At 52.1% G+C, this 15,383-nt stretch carries 16 protein-coding genes; 13 read left to right on the top strand and 3 right to left on the bottom strand.

Features of this window, described 5'->3' with window-relative positions; all coding sequences use genetic code 11:
- Position 1 precedes the first annotated feature (1 nt).
- Positions 2 to 1,018 (top strand): nucleotidyl transferase AbiEii/AbiGii toxin family protein, encoded by a 1,017-nt coding sequence (locus tag DBK98_RS10620; RefSeq protein WP_005924177.1) that lies wholly within the window; start codon positions 2 to 4, stop codon positions 1,016 to 1,018.
- 43 nt (positions 1,019 to 1,061) lie between these two features.
- Here DBK98_RS10620 and mobC read toward each other — a convergent pair whose 3' ends face one another.
- From mobC to mobA, 3 genes are read right to left on the bottom strand one after another with little or no spacing between them, the layout of a single operon-like run.
- A complete protein-coding gene (mobC, locus tag DBK98_RS10615) occupies positions 1,062 to 3,071 on the bottom strand; it encodes a conjugal transfer protein MobC (protein ID WP_033572569.1) in 2,010 nt (669 codons plus the stop codon).
- Positions 3,072 to 3,091: 20 nt separating this feature from the next.
- Positions 3,092 to 4,360 carry a conjugal transfer protein MobB gene (mobB, locus tag DBK98_RS10610; RefSeq protein ID WP_087879958.1) on the bottom strand — a complete coding sequence of 423 codons (1,269 nt, stop codon included), beginning with the start codon at positions 4,358 to 4,360 and terminating at the stop codon, positions 3,092 to 3,094.
- Positions 4,345 to 4,767, bottom strand: coding sequence for a conjugal transfer protein MobA (gene mobA / locus DBK98_RS10605; RefSeq protein ID WP_007754154.1), 423 nt, complete (start codon positions 4,765 to 4,767; stop codon positions 4,345 to 4,347). The genes mobB and mobA overlap by 16 nt, the downstream gene beginning before the upstream one ends.
- A gap of 562 nt (positions 4,768 to 5,329) precedes the next feature.
- Here mobA and DBK98_RS10600 point away from each other — a divergent pair.
- The 12 genes from DBK98_RS10600 (at position 5,330) to traN (ending at position 15,382) form a co-directional block, all read left to right on the top strand.
- Complete coding sequence (locus DBK98_RS10600; RefSeq protein WP_028728951.1) at positions 5,330 to 6,112, top strand: ParA family protein; 783 nt, start codon at positions 5,330 to 5,332, stop codon at positions 6,110 to 6,112.
- Between the two features lies 1 nt (position 6,113).
- Positions 6,114 to 6,542: a DUF3408 domain-containing protein gene (locus DBK98_RS10595; RefSeq protein ID WP_007478184.1), complete on the top strand. Its 429-nt coding sequence runs from the start codon at positions 6,114 to 6,116 to the stop codon at positions 6,540 to 6,542.
- A gap of 2 nt (positions 6,543 to 6,544) precedes the next feature.
- Positions 6,545 to 7,174, top strand: coding sequence for a hypothetical protein (locus DBK98_RS10590; protein ID WP_007478186.1), 630 nt, complete (start codon positions 6,545 to 6,547; stop codon positions 7,172 to 7,174).
- A gap of 170 nt (positions 7,175 to 7,344) precedes the next feature.
- Positions 7,345 to 7,641, top strand: coding sequence for a DUF4134 domain-containing protein (locus tag DBK98_RS10585; protein WP_004308755.1), 297 nt, complete (start codon positions 7,345 to 7,347; stop codon positions 7,639 to 7,641).
- A gap of 10 nt (positions 7,642 to 7,651) precedes the next feature.
- Entirely contained in the window at positions 7,652 to 8,014 is a 363-nt protein-coding gene (locus DBK98_RS10580; protein WP_055284436.1) for a DUF4133 domain-containing protein, read from the top strand.
- On the top strand, positions 8,011 to 10,524 hold the full coding sequence (locus tag DBK98_RS10575; protein ID WP_055284438.1) for a TraG family conjugative transposon ATPase: 2,514 nt from the start codon (positions 8,011 to 8,013) through the stop codon (positions 10,522 to 10,524). The genes DBK98_RS10580 and DBK98_RS10575 overlap by 4 nt, the downstream gene beginning before the upstream one ends.
- An 11-nt stretch (positions 10,525 to 10,535) precedes the next feature.
- Positions 10,536 to 11,162, top strand: a complete 627-nt coding sequence (locus DBK98_RS10570) for a DUF4141 domain-containing protein (RefSeq protein ID WP_007566703.1) — start codon at positions 10,536 to 10,538, stop codon at positions 11,160 to 11,162.
- A gap of 19 nt (positions 11,163 to 11,181) precedes the next feature.
- On the top strand, positions 11,182 to 12,177 hold the full coding sequence (traJ, locus tag DBK98_RS10565; RefSeq protein WP_028728967.1) for a conjugative transposon protein TraJ: 996 nt from the start codon (positions 11,182 to 11,184) through the stop codon (positions 12,175 to 12,177).
- A 20-nt stretch (positions 12,178 to 12,197) separates the two neighbouring features.
- Complete coding sequence (gene traK, locus DBK98_RS10560; RefSeq protein WP_055284440.1) at positions 12,198 to 12,821, top strand: conjugative transposon protein TraK; 624 nt, start codon at positions 12,198 to 12,200, stop codon at positions 12,819 to 12,821.
- A gap of 4 nt (positions 12,822 to 12,825) precedes the next feature.
- Positions 12,826 to 13,122: a TraL conjugative transposon family protein gene (locus DBK98_RS10555; protein ID WP_007754134.1), complete on the top strand. Its 297-nt coding sequence runs from the start codon at positions 12,826 to 12,828 to the stop codon at positions 13,120 to 13,122.
- Positions 13,100 to 14,413 carry a conjugative transposon protein TraM gene (gene traM, locus DBK98_RS10550; protein WP_007754131.1) on the top strand — a complete coding sequence of 438 codons (1,314 nt, stop codon included), beginning with the start codon at positions 13,100 to 13,102 and terminating at the stop codon, positions 14,411 to 14,413. The genes DBK98_RS10555 and traM overlap by 23 nt, the downstream gene beginning before the upstream one ends.
- Positions 14,414 to 14,446: 33 nt before the next feature.
- Positions 14,447 to 15,382, top strand: a complete 936-nt coding sequence (gene traN / locus DBK98_RS10545; protein ID WP_007754128.1) for a conjugative transposon protein TraN — start codon at positions 14,447 to 14,449, stop codon at positions 15,380 to 15,382.
- The last annotated feature ends 1 nt before the right edge of the window (position 15,383 follow it).

The following is a 15,383-nucleotide window of genomic DNA, read 5'->3' as shown; positions in this document are numbered from 1 at the left end:
TATGAATTTACATTCGGACAAGGAAGCGTTCAAGGAAATCATCGCACTGGCGGCTGAACATTTCGGCTACGAGCAGTCGCACGTGGAAAAGGATTACTGGGTATCGAAGATACTGCGGGATATTTCCATGTCCGAATATGCGGATAAGACCTACTTCAAAGGCGGAACTTCACTTTCCAAAGCCTACGGGCTGATAGAACGTTTCTCGGAAGATTTGGACTTGTTCGTGTTCACGGGTGACAAAGGTGCGTCCAAGCAGGCTGAAAAGACATTGAACAAGAAACTTTCCAAATACATAGCCGAACTTAACAGTGACATATACAAGGAAGATTTGTCGGAAACGGGCGGTAATTACCGCAAACTGTATTTCTCGTATGACAATGTATTTCAAGGCGTGGGACTTAAAGAGCATTTGGAAGTAGAGATAAAATCCTGTGACCTGCCGGACAAAAAACTGATGTTCTACCCGGCGGACAAGCGGGTTATCAAACCGATTGTGACCGCCTTTCTTGAAAGCATCGGGCAAGAGGAACTGATAAGCACCTACGGGCTGGGAAGTTTTGAAACGCAGTGTATCAACCCCCGAAAGACTATCTGCGACAAGGTTTCAAGGCTGGTAAAGCTGTCTTACAATGAGGATGCAGCCGCACTGTTGGCAAAGCATATCCGTGACGTTTACGACTTGTCGGCACTCTACCACAATCAGGAATATAACGATTACCTACATTCGGAAGATTTCTTGGATGCCATGTACCGGGTGACGATAGAGGACGGACTAAATAAAAACTCCCGTTCGCACTTGTCGCTGGCTGATGCTCCGATATTCAAGGATGCCGAAGCGGTCATGGCGTTGCCCGAAGTGGCTACGGCGTACACTGCCGATTTGAAGAAACTGACTTTCGACAAAAGCAAGATGCCGCCGATAGGCAAGGCTGTGGAAGCATTGAAGAACCTGCACGAAATATTAGTGCGTTTTGAAGCCTACCGCACCAAAAAGCAAAATGAAGAACAACCGTAAAGCTACATCGGCTGTTCTTCACTCCATACATTATTATATACAGCTATTCTTCCTCCTTAATCAAGTGGCATAGCTCCGGGTCGTTCTTAATCCGGGTTATCTCGTCCTCGACTATCTGCCGGACTTCCTGACGGATGCGGTCATAGTTGGCTTGTATCTCCTCCTGCATCCGGTCGTTGCCGTCCTTGTCGGTGAAGTCGATTATCTGCGGCAACTTCACGTAACGGGCGGTTTCCCGCTTCACCTTTTCATTGTCCACCACGATTTCGCAGTGGAAAATCTTCTGCTCTATCCGTTCATCGAAGTTGTCCGCCACAGCCCCCACGAACATACCTTGCGTGAGGTTGGATATTTTGCTGGCGGGTATCAGGCTGTCCATTTGGGTGCTTATCGAGGTGGACTTCTCCCGCTGGTTGATTGTCATGCTCTGCCGTTTCTGCAACACCTTTCCGAAACGCTCCGACAGTATTTTTGCCGTTTCACCGACCACCTGACCGCTGAACACGTTGCCCACAGTATTTTGTATCACCCGGCTTTCCTTGTCCCCGTAGTCACGGGTAAGCTGGCTGTAATCCTGAAAGCCTAACAGAACCGCTACCTTGTTGCTTCGTGCGGTTGCAATCAGATTGTCAAGCCCTCGAAAATAAATCGTTGGCAGCTCGTCTATAATCACCGAACTTTTAAGCTGACCTTTCTTGTTTATCAGCTTCACGATACGGGAATTATATAATCCCAGTGCTGCCGAATAGATATTCTGACGGTCGGGGTTGTTACCGACAACCAGTATTTTAGGCTCTTGGGGATTATTTATATCCAGTGAAAAATCATCGCCCGTCATTACCCAGTAAAGAGCGGGTGAAATCATCCTTGAAAGCGGGATTTTCGCACTTGCTATTTGACCCTGCAACTGCTCTTGAGCGTCTGATTCCCAAGCATCCACGAACGGGGAAAGGTAGTTTTCCAGTTCGGGATAACTGCGCAAAATAGTGAATACATCGGCGTATTTCTTGTTCAATAGTTCAATGGCATGGGGGAACGTGCAATACCTGCCGCCCTGATAAATGCGCAAGTACCAAATAATGGCTGCAAGCAGGATAATCGGGCTTTCCACGAAGAAATCGCCCTGCTTGCTTATCCAAGAGCGGTTAAGGTTAAGCATAATCGTGTAGCTGGCTTCGTAGGCATCCGCAATGTCCGACATGAAGCTGGCGTTTATCGGGTTGCATCGGTGGCTCTTGCGTGGGTCGTCAAAATTGATAATGTAGAATTTAGGCTTTACCTTATACCCGTCCAAGTGGTTAAGCAAATGATTATAAGCGATTTCCGATAAATCGGGAAACTTATAATCATAGCAGTAAAGCGCAAAACCTTTCTCGATTTGCTGTTTTATGTAACTGTTTACCACCGCATACGATTTGCCACTACCCGGCGTACCCAACACAAGGCTGGCACGGAACGGGTTCACGACATTTATCCAGCCGTTATTCCATTTCTTCTTATAGTAGAACCGGGTAGGCAGATTTACGGAATACTCGTTCTCGATAAGCCTTGTTTCCTGCTGGAAACTTTCGTTCTCTGTATTAAAGACATCATCCATTAGGTTGTTCTTCAACAGCCGGGACATCCATGTACCCGCCATGAGCATACAGATATAGCCCGCCGACAGCGTGGCGATATAAAACACAGTGTCCGCCGTGTGTGGCAGCGGAAGTTCCAGCAGCCACCAGTTCAGGAAAAACAACACGACACCCGCCGCAAGGCTGCAATGTATCTTCGCCCACGTTATCTTTTCCTCTTTCACGCCCTTAGTGCCGATGCACGACAGGGCGAGGAACACCACCGCAAAAAGTTTTGTCCAAAGGACGGACGAGAACAGCCCGGTGGTGCGCTGGAAATTCCACAGTATCTTGTCTATCACCTCAAACGTCACTCCCCATTCTTTCAGGGTGGAGTAACAGAACCAGTACACGTTTATTCCCACGAATAGAATACTGACAGCCCGCATAAAGTCCATGACCCGTGCAAGCCCTCTCAAATCATCTTCCTGTTGCATGATTGTAATGTTTTTTCAAGTTAGTCGATGCGCCTTGTGCGCTTCTTTTTCTTCTTTCTCTTTTGGCGGGCGGTGTCCTGCGGCTCGTCACCGCCTGATGCACCGCCGCCCAGCAATCCACCGAAAGCACCCAGCACAGAAGCCACGCCCGGAACGATGTCGGATTTCGGCATGAACCCCGGTTGTTCCTGATGCGTGGGCTGGTCTTGCTGCGGTGCTGACACTTCGGGCTGGTGCATCTTTCCGGTTTCGCCCGAAAAACGTTCGTTGAACACGTTCGCCGAATACTCCTTGCCCAAGCGTGAACCGTTCAGCACCACCCGGCTGTCGTGGTCGATGAACGTAACGCCGTAGATGCGCCCGCTGTCATTCTGACGGAATACCACGTCAATGCCCTGCTTCTTTAGCTGTTGTTCCAGTTCTTTGCGGCTGCGGGCGGTCTGCATGGCAGTGGCTACAATCTTCCGGGTGCGTTCTTTCAGTTTCCCGTTCTTGATTGCTTCGCCCGATTTCTCCATTCTGCGCTGCACCGCTTCATAACCCACCGACTTGCCGATGCGGGAAGCCTTTACCGGATTGCCTGTCTTTTCGCCCTTGTCGTTCATGGCGGAATAGACAATGCCCTGATAGGGCTTGCCGTTTATCTCGCCCTTGACTTCCTCGGCGCACACGTTGTAAGAGGCAAGCAAAGCCTTGTACTCCCCGAACGACTGAAAACGATAGCCATAGCAAGCCGCTTTCACGGTATTGCCGATTTGGTGCTTCACATCCCCGGCGGCATAGTCCACCTTTTTAAGTTCCGGGCGTTCGGCACGTTCCTTTCGCTCTGCCGGGTGCAGCCCGTATTTCTTTTCCAGTTCACGGGTGATTTGCTTGCTGCGCCGATGCTCGAACTTGTCATTCAGCGGCTTGCCGTTCTCGTCCACCCGCAACCCCACGATGTGGATGTGGTGGCGGTCGATGTCGGTATGCTTGTACACCAAATAGGGCTGGTCGCCATAGCCCAACTTCCGCATATACTCTTTGGCGATGTCGGAAAGCTGCTGGTCTGTCAGCACGTCTTCCGGGTGCGGGTTTATGGAAATATGAAGTATCGGCTTCTTGGTGGATAGCTGGACGGGCATCTGCATTTCAAAGCTGCGCATACACTCGCCGATAGAGAAATTCCCGTCCTCGCTCAACAGCATCCGGTTGGAGAAAAGCACCTTTGCTTCCCCGCTGTCCACCTTGTTTTGGTTGTACGCCAGTGCGCCGAACATATTGCCGCCCGTGCTTATTTTGGCAACCATAGTTCCTTGCACTCGTTTGTCAGGTCGATAACCTGACGGTTCAACATCGCCAGTTCGGTGGTCGCTTTCTCCAGTTTATAGAGAAAAGCCAGTGTCTTTTTCTCCGAAAAGTTGTTGTGCAACGCCTTTACAACTTGGTTGTAATTGACCGCCACGGCTCTGAATTGTGCATAAAATTCGGTCAGCCGGGCACAATATTCTACTGCCGACTTGTCCACTTTCACCACCCGGAACGGCTCGCCGAACAGCCGGGCGGCGATGAAACGGGACTTGCTCGTGACGCCCGACTGCTCCCATTGCGAGAGGAAGCGGGCGTTCTCCCGGTCGTTCAGGTAAAGGACATGGCGATGCTTCGCCGGGTCTGCGAGGGCGGGGCGACCGCCCTTGTTAGGTTTTCTTGTTTCCATGCTTCTTTGGATTAAAAAAATTACGACTTCGGAGTGATTTTTACCCCCGCAAGGGGCAAGGCGTTTTCAGGCACGGAAAACGGTTTTGTAGCATACAAAACACACCTTGCTATTTTCTGACGAAAATCGAAATCCGTCACGGACGGATTGGGGTTAGCGTGGAACGGTAAGCCCAGCCATTCACCAGCCCTGTTTTACACCTGCGCCCCCTGCGGTTCGTTACTCCGCTGCAAAGTAACGGTGATTTATAATGCTGTAAAATAGGTGGTTGGTGGACAAAACGGGACAGCGCAGGACAAATCGGGACAAGGTTTTCAGGGGACGTTTTTTCTCCCTTTTTTTGCATCGGATTTCAATATTGAAAGCAAGATTGAAAGAAATATTCCAATCAGGAAAGAATGATTGAAAGCAGGATTTCAATAAAACATGATTGCAGGATTTCAATATTTCAAGAAAGAATGAAAGCAGGAAAACAAGATTGAAATAAAACAGTCTTTCAATATTTCAAGATTGCAATATGGAAAGAATGATTGAAAGCAATAAACAAATCTATCAACCAATAATGAACGGAAGCAATATGGAAAACGAGAAAACACCCCTTTATGTCGCCTTTTCCACACAAAAGGGCGGGGTCGGCAAAACCACCTTTACCGTGCTGGCGGCGAGTTACCTATACTACCTCAAAGGCTACAATGTGGCGGTGGTCGATTGCGACTACCCCCAGCACTCCATTGCCGGGATGCGCAAGCGGGATGCCGAGCAGGTCGGGGCGGATGAAGATTACAAGCGCATGGCGTATGAACAGTTCACCCGGCTGGGGAAGAAAGCCTACCCGGTACTGTGCAGTTCGCCCGAAAAGGCGATTGCAACGGCTGACGGATATATAGCCGCCGGACACGTGCCGGATATAGTGTTTTTCGACCTGCCCGGCACGGTGAACAGCGAGGGCGTGATAAACTCCCTTGCGGGCATGGACTACATTTTCACCCCCATTTCAGCCGACAAGGTGGTGCTGGAAAGCAGCCTGTCGTTCGCAATGGCTATCCAAAAGCTATTAGTGAAGAATGAAGCCTGCCGACTTGCAGGGCTGTACCTCTTTTGGAACATGGTGGACGGTAGGGAGAAAACAGACCTTTACACCGCCTACGACAAGACCATTAAGGAACTGGAACTGCCGCTGATGAAAACCTTTATCCCCGATACCAAACGCTACAAAAAGGAACTGGTGGCGGATAAAAAGGCGGTGTTCCGCTCCACGCTCTTTCCCGCCAGCCGCCCGTTGGTAAGGGGAAGCAACTTGGAAGAACTGATAACCGAAATAGTGTACTACATCAAATTAAAATGATATGGCAAAGCAAAGCGGCGGGATGCCGAAGATAGACGAGGATTTTATGCGGGAACTTATCTCGCAGGGTGTACCCGCCAAGCGGGAGAGCCAGCCGGATGATGAACCGCAGCCCGGCAGCGAAACGGAAACCGCCCACGAGGGACGGCAGGCTGAAACAGTGCAAGTAGAGAAACCGACACCCCGCAAGCGCAAGGGCGGTTCGGGCGACTACCGGGAAACCTACTTTCAGAAAGTGGAACTGGCAGACCGACAGCCCTTGTACGTGAGCCGAACCACGCATGAGAAGCTGATGCGTATCGTGACGGTGATAGGCGGGCGAAAGGTGACGGTAAGCAGCTACGTGGAAAACATTCTGCTGCGCCACTTCGAGCAGTACCAAGACGAGATAAACACCCTGTACGAAAGCCACTTCCAAAAGCCTGTCTGACTATGGTAATCTATTGCATACTTACCGGGCTTTTGGTGTACTACATCGCCCTGTGGCTGTGGTATCGCTACACGGACAGCCGGACATCACCGGGCAAAACGGATGATGCGCCGCTTCCACGAAACGGGGTTTCAGGCTACACGCTGATAGGTGAAAGCCGATACAAGAGCGGACAATTTCAGACAGCGCAGGACAAATCGGGACACCTCCCGCAAGCGGCTGAAAATGATACTATTTTTGCGCCGCAGGCTGACGGACTGCCGGAAGAAACGCCCGGTTACGAGAATGACGAACCCGACTACGAGGACGAGGAAATAGCCGGGTACATGGACGGTGACGATGATACCGGGCGGGCTACGGGCGTGAGCTTTGATGAACTGGGCGAAGCGGTACGCACGGCGAACGCCGACAACCCCACCGAAACGGAACAGCGGCAAGCCGCCGGGACACTGGCAAGGATTGAGGGGACGAACCTCTACGATGCGGTGGTGGAGAACATCAACGGCGGGCTGGCAAAGGTGGCGGAACTGCTGGGACGCAACGAAGCGGAACTGGCTGCGGCTGCTGTCCCTGCCGAAGCTGGCAATAAAAGCAAGGAACACGAAGCGTTCGACATGAACGATTTCCTATAATATAATAATGTATAAGCCTGACAGCATGAAACAGCGTGATTACGGTTGATTGGCAACCTGAAAACCAAACAGACAAACGGGACTATCCCCGACCACTAAAATTTCAAATTATTCACCAGCCGGGAAAGGCGGACTATCCACCCGCCGCCCGGCATTAAAAACAAATCACAATGAGAAAGAAAATCTTCTTGTCGGCGGCTATACTTGCCGCCGTGGTAAGTGCCTACGCACAAGGAAACGGGCAGGCGGGCATCACCGAAGCCACGAACCTAATCACCGGGTATTTCGACCCCGGAACAAAACTGGTGTACGCAATCGGGGCGGTCTGCGGCTTGATTGGCGGGGTAAAAGTATATAACAAGTTTTCAAGCGGCGACCCCGACACCTCAAAGACCGCCGCCAGTTGGTTCGGGGCGTGCATCTTCCTGATTGTAGCCGCCACTATCCTGCGCTCGTTCTTCCTCTAAACCTGCGGCTATGTCTGACGAGTTGTTGAGGGCTAAGCCCGAAAAATATCAGGTAAACAGGGGTATCGGGAAGCCCGTGGAGTTCAAGGGGCTGAAAAGCCAGTACCTCTTTATCTTTTGCGGCGGCTTGCTCGCCGTCTTCGTGGTGTTCATCGTCCTGTTCATGGCGGGCGTGAACCAGTGGCTATGTATCGGTTTCATCGTGTCGGCTTCGCTGCTGCTCGTGTGGCAGACGTTCCGGCTCAACGCACGGTACGGCACGCACGGGCTGATGAAAGCAGCCGCACGCAAAAGACACCCACGCTTCATTATCAGCCGAAAGGCGATACCCCGATTATTCACCTACAAAAAAAGAAAGGAAGAAAGACCATGAGAAATATGTTAAAGGCTACCACGCTGGAAAGGAAATTCCCCCTTTTGGCGGTGGAGAACGGCTGCATCATTTCAAAGGATGCGGACATAACGGTGGCTTTCAGGGTGGAACTGCCCGAACTGTTCACCGTCACCAGTGCCGAGTACGAAGCCATACATTCGGCATGGTACAAGGCAATCAAGGTGCTGCCCGACTACTCCATAGTACACAAGCAGGACTTCTTCATCAAGGAGAACTACCAGCCCGACACGGAAAGGGACGAGCTTAGTTTTTTAAGCCGCTCCTTTGAACGGCACTTCAATGAACGCCCGTTCCTGAACCATTACTGCTACCTGTTCCTGACAAAGACGACAAGGGAGAGAAGCCGCCGACAGAGCGACTTCTCCACCCTATGCCGGGGCAGGATTGTACCGCAGGAGATAGCCGACAAGGAAGCGGCGGCAAAGTTCATCGAAGCGGTCGGGCAGTTTGAAAGGATTATGAACGACAGCGGGTTTGTCACCCTTACCCGGCTGGTGGCATCGGAAATCACCGGGCAGGACGGAAAGGCGGGCATCATCGAGAAATACTTCTCGCTATCGCAGACAGATACCACCTGCCTGAAAGACATCGGGCTGTACCCGGAAGAAATGCGTGTCGGGGACGACATACTGTGCCTGCACACGCTTTCGGACGTGGAAGATTTGCCCGGAAAGGTCGGGACGGACACACGGTTTGAGAAGCTGTCCACTGACCGGAGCGACTGCCGACTGTCATTCGCCGCCCCGGTGGGCGTGCTGTTGTCGTGCAACCACGTCTATAACCAGTTCATCTTCATAGACGACCACGCCGAAAACCTGAAGAACTTCGAGCAGACCGCCCGGAACATGCAATCGCTCTCCCGTTATTCCCGTGCCAACCAAGTGAACAAGGAATGGATAGACGAGTACCTGAACGAAGCGCACAGCAAGGGGCTTGTATCGGTGCGCTGCCACTGCAACGTCATGGCATGGAGTGACGACCGGGAAGAACTCAAACGCATACGCAACGATGTGGGAAGCCAGCTTGCGCTAATGGAGTGCAAGCCACGCCACAACACGGTCGATACGCCCACGCTCTTTTGGGCGGGCATACCCGGAAACGAAGCGGACTTCCCCGCAGAGGAAAGTTTCTACACGTTCTTGGGGCAGGCTCTCTGCCTGTTCGTGGAAGAAACGAACTACAAGAGTTCGCTTTCGCCGTTCGGCATCAAAATGGTGGACAGGGTGAGCGGTCGCCCGCTGCATATCGACATATCGGATTTGCCCATGAAGAAAGGCATCACGACCAACCGCAACAAGTTCATACTTGGGCCGAGCGGGTCGGGTAAGTCTTTCTTTACCAACCACATGGTGCGTCAGTATTACGAGCAGGGGGCGCACGTGCTGCTGGTAGATACGGGTAACAGTTACTTGGGGCTGTCCCAGCTTATCCACAACCGCACGCACGGCGAGGACGGGATTTATTTCACCTACACCAACGAGAACCCGATAGCGTTCAACCCGTTCTATGTCGAGGACGGGGTATTCGACATAGAGAAGAAAGAGAGCATCAAGACCCTTATACTCACCCTGTGGAAGCGGGATGATGAAGCCCCGAAGCGGTCGGAAGAAGTGGCGTTGTCAAACGCCGTGAGTGCCTATATCGAACTGACAGGCAAAGACCGTTCGGTAACGCCCTGCTTCAACACGTTCTACGAGTTTGTCCGGGATGATTACCGCCGACAGCTTGAACAGAAGAACGTCAGGGAAAAGGATTTTGACATAAACAATTTCCTGAACGTGCTTGAACCGTACTATCGTGGCGGTGAGTACGACTACCTGCTGAACTCCGACAAGGAACTGGATTTGTTGCACAAACGCTTCATTGTCTTTGAGTTGGACAACATCAAAGACCACAAGATTTTATTCCCGGTAACGACTATCATCATCATGGAAGCCTTTATAAACAAGATGCGCAAGTTAAAGGGAATAAGGAAGTTAATACTAATCGAGGAAGCGTGGAAAGCGATTGCATCGGCGAACATGGCGGACTATATCCGCTACCTCTACAAAACCGTCCGAAAATATTTCGGGGAAGCGATTGTAGTCACGCAAGAGATTGAGGATATTATTTCTTCCCCTATCGTGAAAGAGAGTATCATCAATAACTCGGACTGCAAAATCCTGTTAGACCAAAGAAAATATCTCAACAAGTTTGACAGCATACAGAACCTCTTGGGACTGACCGACAAGGAGCGTTCGCAGATATTGTCTATCAACATGGCGAACCACCCCGGACGGAAGTACAAGGAAGTTTTCTTCTCGCTGGGCGGCACGCAGTCGGCGGTGTACGCCACAGAAGTTTCATTGGAAGAATATTACACCTTCACGACAGAGGAAAGCGAGAAAATGGAACTGTTCGCACTTGCCGACAAGCTGGGCGGCAACCTTGAACTGGCTATCAAGAGGCTTGCAGAAAGCAAACGTAATCCCCAATCATCAACAACTTAAAAATCAGGAACATGAAAAGAACAATTCTCCTTATGGCGGTATGCCTTTGCTTCATCGGCAACGCATCCGCACAGTGGGTGGTGTCAGACCCCGGCAATTTGGCACAGGGCATCATCAACACCACCAAGCAGATAGTGCAGACTTCCACCACAGCCAAAAACACGCTGGACGGCTTCATGGAAGCGCAGAAGATTTTCCAGCAGGGAAAAGTCTATTACGATGCGCTCAAAGCGGTACACGATGTTGTCAAGGGCGGCATCAAGGTGAAGAAGTCCATTGAACTGGTGGCGGAAATATCCGAAATCTACGTGCGAAACTACCAGAACATGCTGGCTGACCCGAACTACACGCCGGATGAACTCACCGCCATTTCAGCCGGGTATGCCAAGCTGCTCTCCGAAAGTGCGGACGTGTTGCAGGACTTGAAGAATGTAGTGAACGTGACGGGTATGTCGCTGACGGATGCCGAAAGGCTGGCGGTAATCAACAACGCCTACAAAAGCCTGCTCAACTACCGCAACCTCGTGAACTACTACACCCGAAAGAACATATCCGTGTCCTACCTGCGGGCAAAGAAGAAGAACGACACAGACCGGGTGCTGGCTCTTTACGGCTCGGCGGATGAACGCTACTGGTAACATATAAATCGGTATGCCTATGTTATTAGCAGCGGTGGATTTTGACAACCTGCACCAAGTGTTGCGGGTGCTGTACGATGAAATGATGCCCTTGTGCAGCAACATGACGGGGGTAGCCAAAGGAATAGCCGGGCTGGGTGCGCTGTTCTATGTAGCCGCCAAAGTGTGGCAGTCGCTCGCACGTGCCGAACCCATAGACGTGTACCCGCTCCTGCGTCCCTTTGCGCTGGGGCTGTGCATCATGTTCTTTCCCACGTTCGTGCTGGGGACTATCAACACGGTATTGTCGCCAGTGGTGAAAGGGTGCAACCAACTTATGGAAACGCAGACTTTCGACATGAACGAATACCGGGCACAGAAAGACCGACTGGAATATGAAGCCCTGATGCGTAGCCCCGAAACGGCTTACCTCGCTTCGGACGAGGAATTTGACAGGCAACTGGAAGAACTGGGCTGGTCGCCCTCCGATATGGTAACTATGACGGGTATGTATATGGACAGGGCGGCGTACAATATAAAGAAGTCCGTCCGGGACTGGTTCAGGGAACTGCTGGAAATGCTCTTTCAGGCGGCGGGGCTGATTATAGACACGCTGCGCACGTTCTTCCTAATCGTGTTAAGCATACTGGGTCCGCTGGCGTTTGCGATTTCCGTCTATGACGGTTTCCAAAGCACGCTGACCCAGTGGATTTCACGCTATATATCCATTTACCTGTGGCTACCCGTGTCGGACTTGTTCAGCAGCGTGCTGGCACGCATACAAACCCTGATGCTACAAAAAGACATCGAGCAGCTTTCAGACCCGAATTTCATTCCTGACGGGAGCAGCACCGTGTATGTAATCTTTATGATTATCGGCATCGTGGGCTACTTCACCATTCCAACGGTGGCAAGCTGGATAGTGTCGGCTGGCGGTACGTCTGCCTATAACCGCAACGTGGCACGGGCTGGGTCAATCGCCGGGGCGGCGGTCGGTGCGGCAAGCGGGAAAGTAACCGGGAAACTACTCAAATAACCAACATCAATATTTAGTATATGGAATTTAATTCATTAACGAACATCGAAACGAGTTTCCGGCAAATCAGGCTCTTTGCGCTGGTATTCATCTGCCTGTGCGCACTGGTGACGGGCTTTGCCGTGTGGAACTCGTACAGCTTCGCCGAAAAGCAGCGGCAGAAGATATACGTCCTCGACAACGGCAAAAGCCTGATGCTGGCACTCTCGCAGGACATGGCGCAGAACAGACCCGTGGAAGCCAAGTCGCACGTGCGGCGTTTCCACGAACTTTTCTTCACGCTCTCACCCGACAAGGGGGCTATCGAAAGCAACATCAAACGCTCGCTGTTCCTCGCCGACAAGACCGCTTTCAACTATTACAAGGACTTGGCGGAAAAGGGCTACTACAACCGGGTGATTTCCGGAAACGTCACGCAGACGGTGGAGATTGACAGCGTGAAGTGCGACTTCGACCAGTACCCCTACAAGGTGAACACGTATGCCCGCCAGTTGATTGTCCGGGAAAGCAGCCTGACGGTGCGAAGCCTTGTGACCTCGTGCCGCCTGCTCAACGCCACACGGAGCGACAACAACCCGCACGGCTTCATCATCGAAGCGTTCACCATTACCGAGAACAAGGATTTGCAGACCATTAAGAGATAGCCTTATGGAAAGAAAACGAAACTACATCGGAAAGGTGCGGGACTGGGCGGACGACCGCCTGCGCCGAATGTGCGGACGGATTACGCCGGGCAAAAGGCTGGCGGTTATCCTCGTGATGTTCTTCTTCCTTGGCGGCTTGTCTATCTACATTACCGTTTCATCAATCTACAACATCGGGAAGCGGGACGGCAGGCGGCTGCAAATAGAACACATCAGGCAACTGCCGTTGCACGGCAACGACACAACCAAAAGTATCAACCCCTTAAACAGACCGCAATATGGAAGAAGTACAGAAGAATGAGAACGGCACGACCGTACCGCAGGCGGACGGGAAGCCGAAAAAGGAAGATAAACCCAAACGGGAACTTACCCCGCAGCAGGTGCAGCAGCGCAGGAAAATGATAGTCTTCCCGCTGATGTTCCTTGCCTTTGCCGGGTGCATGTACCTGATATTCGCACCCTCCGGCAAAGAGGACGTGAACGTGGAAAGCGTGGGCGGCTTCAACGCCGACATACCCCTGCCCGCAGAGGACGGGATTATAGCCGACAAGCAAAAGGCTTACGAACAGGCGATGATAAGCCGCAGGCAGCAGGAGAAGATACAGTCCTTGCAGGACTTCGGTTTCACCGGGAACGATGAAGCGGAAGAACCGCAAGCGGAAATCGACCTGATGCCGGAAGAGGATGCGAAGCCCCAAAGGGGCGGCGGTGCTTCTTCGGCATACGCTTACCGGGACATCAACCGCCAGTTAAGCACGTTCTATGAAACTCCGGCGGTGGACGAGGAAAAAGAGGACTTGAAGCGGCAGGTAGCGGAACTGACCGATAGGCTGCAACAACAGAACGCCACACCCACCGCTGACGACCAAATGGCACTCTTGGAAAAGTCCTACGAGCTGGCGGCAAAGTACATGAACGGCGGGCAGGGACAAGTCGCACAAGTCCCGGTAACGGGCGACATTGACCGCAAGCCGGATGCGGTGGCGGTGCAGGCTGTCAGGGAAACGACCGTTTCGGGATTGCGGCAGCCCATGAGCGATGCCGACTTCATCCGGGCTTACAGCCAGCCACGAAACTACGGCTTCAACACGGCAGTAGGCACGGGGTACGCTATGGGAAAGAACACGGTAGCCGCCTGCATCCACCAAGACCAAACCCTGACGGACGGGCAGGCGGTGAAACTACGGCTGCTCGAACCCATGCAGGCAGGGAACATAGTCGTGCCGAAGAATACCCTCGTGGCGGGGACGGCAAAGGTGCAGGGCGAGCGGCTTGACATACTGGTGTCCTCGATTGAGTACGCTGGCAACATCATCCCGGTGGAACTCGCCGTGTTCGACACGGACGGGCAAAAGGGGCTGTCCGTCCCGTCCTCTATGGAGCAGGAAGCGTTCAACGAAGCTATGGCGAATATCGGAAGCGGGCTGGGTACAAGCATTTCCTTTGCCCAAAGTGCCGGGCAGCAGGTGGCTATGGACGTGACAAGGGGATTGCTGCAAGGAACGTCCGGCTACCTCGCCAAGAAGTTCCGAACCGTGAAAGTGAAGCTGAAAGCCGGGTACAGGGTGATGCTTTACGCCAAACAACAATAACCATTTTATCAACCGTTAAAATTTCAATTAGCAATGAAACAGATTTTTGTAATGTTCGCCCTCTTGCTGGGCGTGTGTGCGGCAAACGCACAAACCACTGACACCGTGAAGTATGCGGCTGGCAACGACTTGTACCGGGGGATTACCCGGAAACTCCCGTACCGCCAAATGGTTACGCCCTACGGCGTGGAAGTGACCTTTGCCAAGACGGTGCATATCATCTTCCCCGCCGCCGTCCGCTATGTCGATTTGGGAAGCAACCATATCATAGCGGGCAAGGCGGACGGTGCGGAGAACGTAATCAGGGTGAAAGCCACGACAGAGGGCTTTCCGGGAGAAACGAACTTCTCCGTTATCTGCGAGGACGGCAGTTTCTTTTCGTTCAACGCCAAGTACGCCCGTGAACCGGAAATGCTCAACATCGAAATGAAAGACTTCTTGGAGAATGAAGATACGTCCGACTTCTCACATACCCGGATGAACATCTATTTCCGGGAACTGGGGAATGAAAGCCCGCTATTGGTGAAACTGATAATGCAGAGCATCTACAAGAACAATGACCGGAAAGTGCGCCACTTGGGTAGCAAGCGTTTCGGCATACAGTTCTTAATCAAGGGGATTTACACCTATAACGGGATGCTCTATGTACACACGCAGACAAAGAACAGTTCCAACGTGCCTTTCGATACCGACTTCATCAAGTTTAAGATAACCGATAAGAAAGTACCCAAGCGCACGGCTATTCAGGAAACGGTGCTGGATGCGGTACGTAGCTACAACGAGGTGATAGAGATTGCAGGAAAAAGTACCGTGCGCACGGTGTACGCCCTGCCGAAGTTCACCATTCCTGACGACAAGCTGCTGGTCGTGGAACTCTACGAGAAGAACGGCGGGCGGCATCAGACCATACGGGTGGAGAACGCCGACATCGTGAACGCAGAAGTGATTGACGAACTAAAAATCAAATAGG

This window comes from Bacteroides sp. PHL 2737 (assembly GCF_004115325.2).
GTDB classification, from domain to species: Bacteria; Bacteroidota; Bacteroidia; order Bacteroidales; family Bacteroidaceae; genus Bacteroides; species Bacteroides hominis.
Note: the sequence above shows the minus strand (reverse complement) of the source record. Positions and strands in the feature narration are given on the sequence as shown.

Excerpts from the sequence above, each read along its gene's own strand:
- traK (WP_055284440.1), top strand. The coding sequence starts at position 12,198 with ATGGAATTTAATTCATTAACGAACATCGAAACGAGTTTCCGGCAAATC.
- mobC (WP_033572569.1), bottom strand. The coding sequence starts at position 3,071 with ATGCAACAGGAAGATGATTTGAGAGGGCTTGCACGGGTCATGGACTTT.
- DBK98_RS10590 (WP_007478186.1), top strand. The coding sequence starts at position 6,545 with ATGGTAATCTATTGCATACTTACCGGGCTTTTGGTGTACTACATCGCC.
- DBK98_RS10555 (WP_007754134.1), top strand. The coding sequence starts at position 12,826 with ATGGAAAGAAAACGAAACTACATCGGAAAGGTGCGGGACTGGGCGGAC.
- traN (WP_007754128.1), top strand. The coding sequence starts at position 14,447 with ATGAAACAGATTTTTGTAATGTTCGCCCTCTTGCTGGGCGTGTGTGCG.
- DBK98_RS10620 (WP_005924177.1), top strand. The coding sequence starts at position 2 with ATGAATTTACATTCGGACAAGGAAGCGTTCAAGGAAATCATCGCACTG.
- traJ (WP_028728967.1), top strand. The coding sequence starts at position 11,182 with ATGTTATTAGCAGCGGTGGATTTTGACAACCTGCACCAAGTGTTGCGG.
- DBK98_RS10585 (WP_004308755.1), top strand. The coding sequence starts at position 7,345 with ATGAGAAAGAAAATCTTCTTGTCGGCGGCTATACTTGCCGCCGTGGTA.
- DBK98_RS10595 (WP_007478184.1), top strand. The coding sequence starts at position 6,114 with ATGGCAAAGCAAAGCGGCGGGATGCCGAAGATAGACGAGGATTTTATG.
- traM (WP_007754131.1), top strand. The coding sequence starts at position 13,100 with ATGGAAGAAGTACAGAAGAATGAGAACGGCACGACCGTACCGCAGGCG.
- DBK98_RS10580 (WP_055284436.1), top strand. The coding sequence starts at position 7,652 with ATGTCTGACGAGTTGTTGAGGGCTAAGCCCGAAAAATATCAGGTAAAC.
- mobB (WP_087879958.1), bottom strand. The coding sequence starts at position 4,360 with ATGGTTGCCAAAATAAGCACGGGCGGCAATATGTTCGGCGCACTGGCG.
- mobA (WP_007754154.1), bottom strand. The coding sequence starts at position 4,767 with ATGGAAACAAGAAAACCTAACAAGGGCGGTCGCCCCGCCCTCGCAGAC.
- DBK98_RS10570 (WP_007566703.1), top strand. The coding sequence starts at position 10,536 with ATGAAAAGAACAATTCTCCTTATGGCGGTATGCCTTTGCTTCATCGGC.
- DBK98_RS10575 (WP_055284438.1), top strand. The coding sequence starts at position 8,011 with ATGAGAAATATGTTAAAGGCTACCACGCTGGAAAGGAAATTCCCCCTT.
- DBK98_RS10600 (WP_028728951.1), top strand. The coding sequence starts at position 5,330 with ATGAACGGAAGCAATATGGAAAACGAGAAAACACCCCTTTATGTCGCC.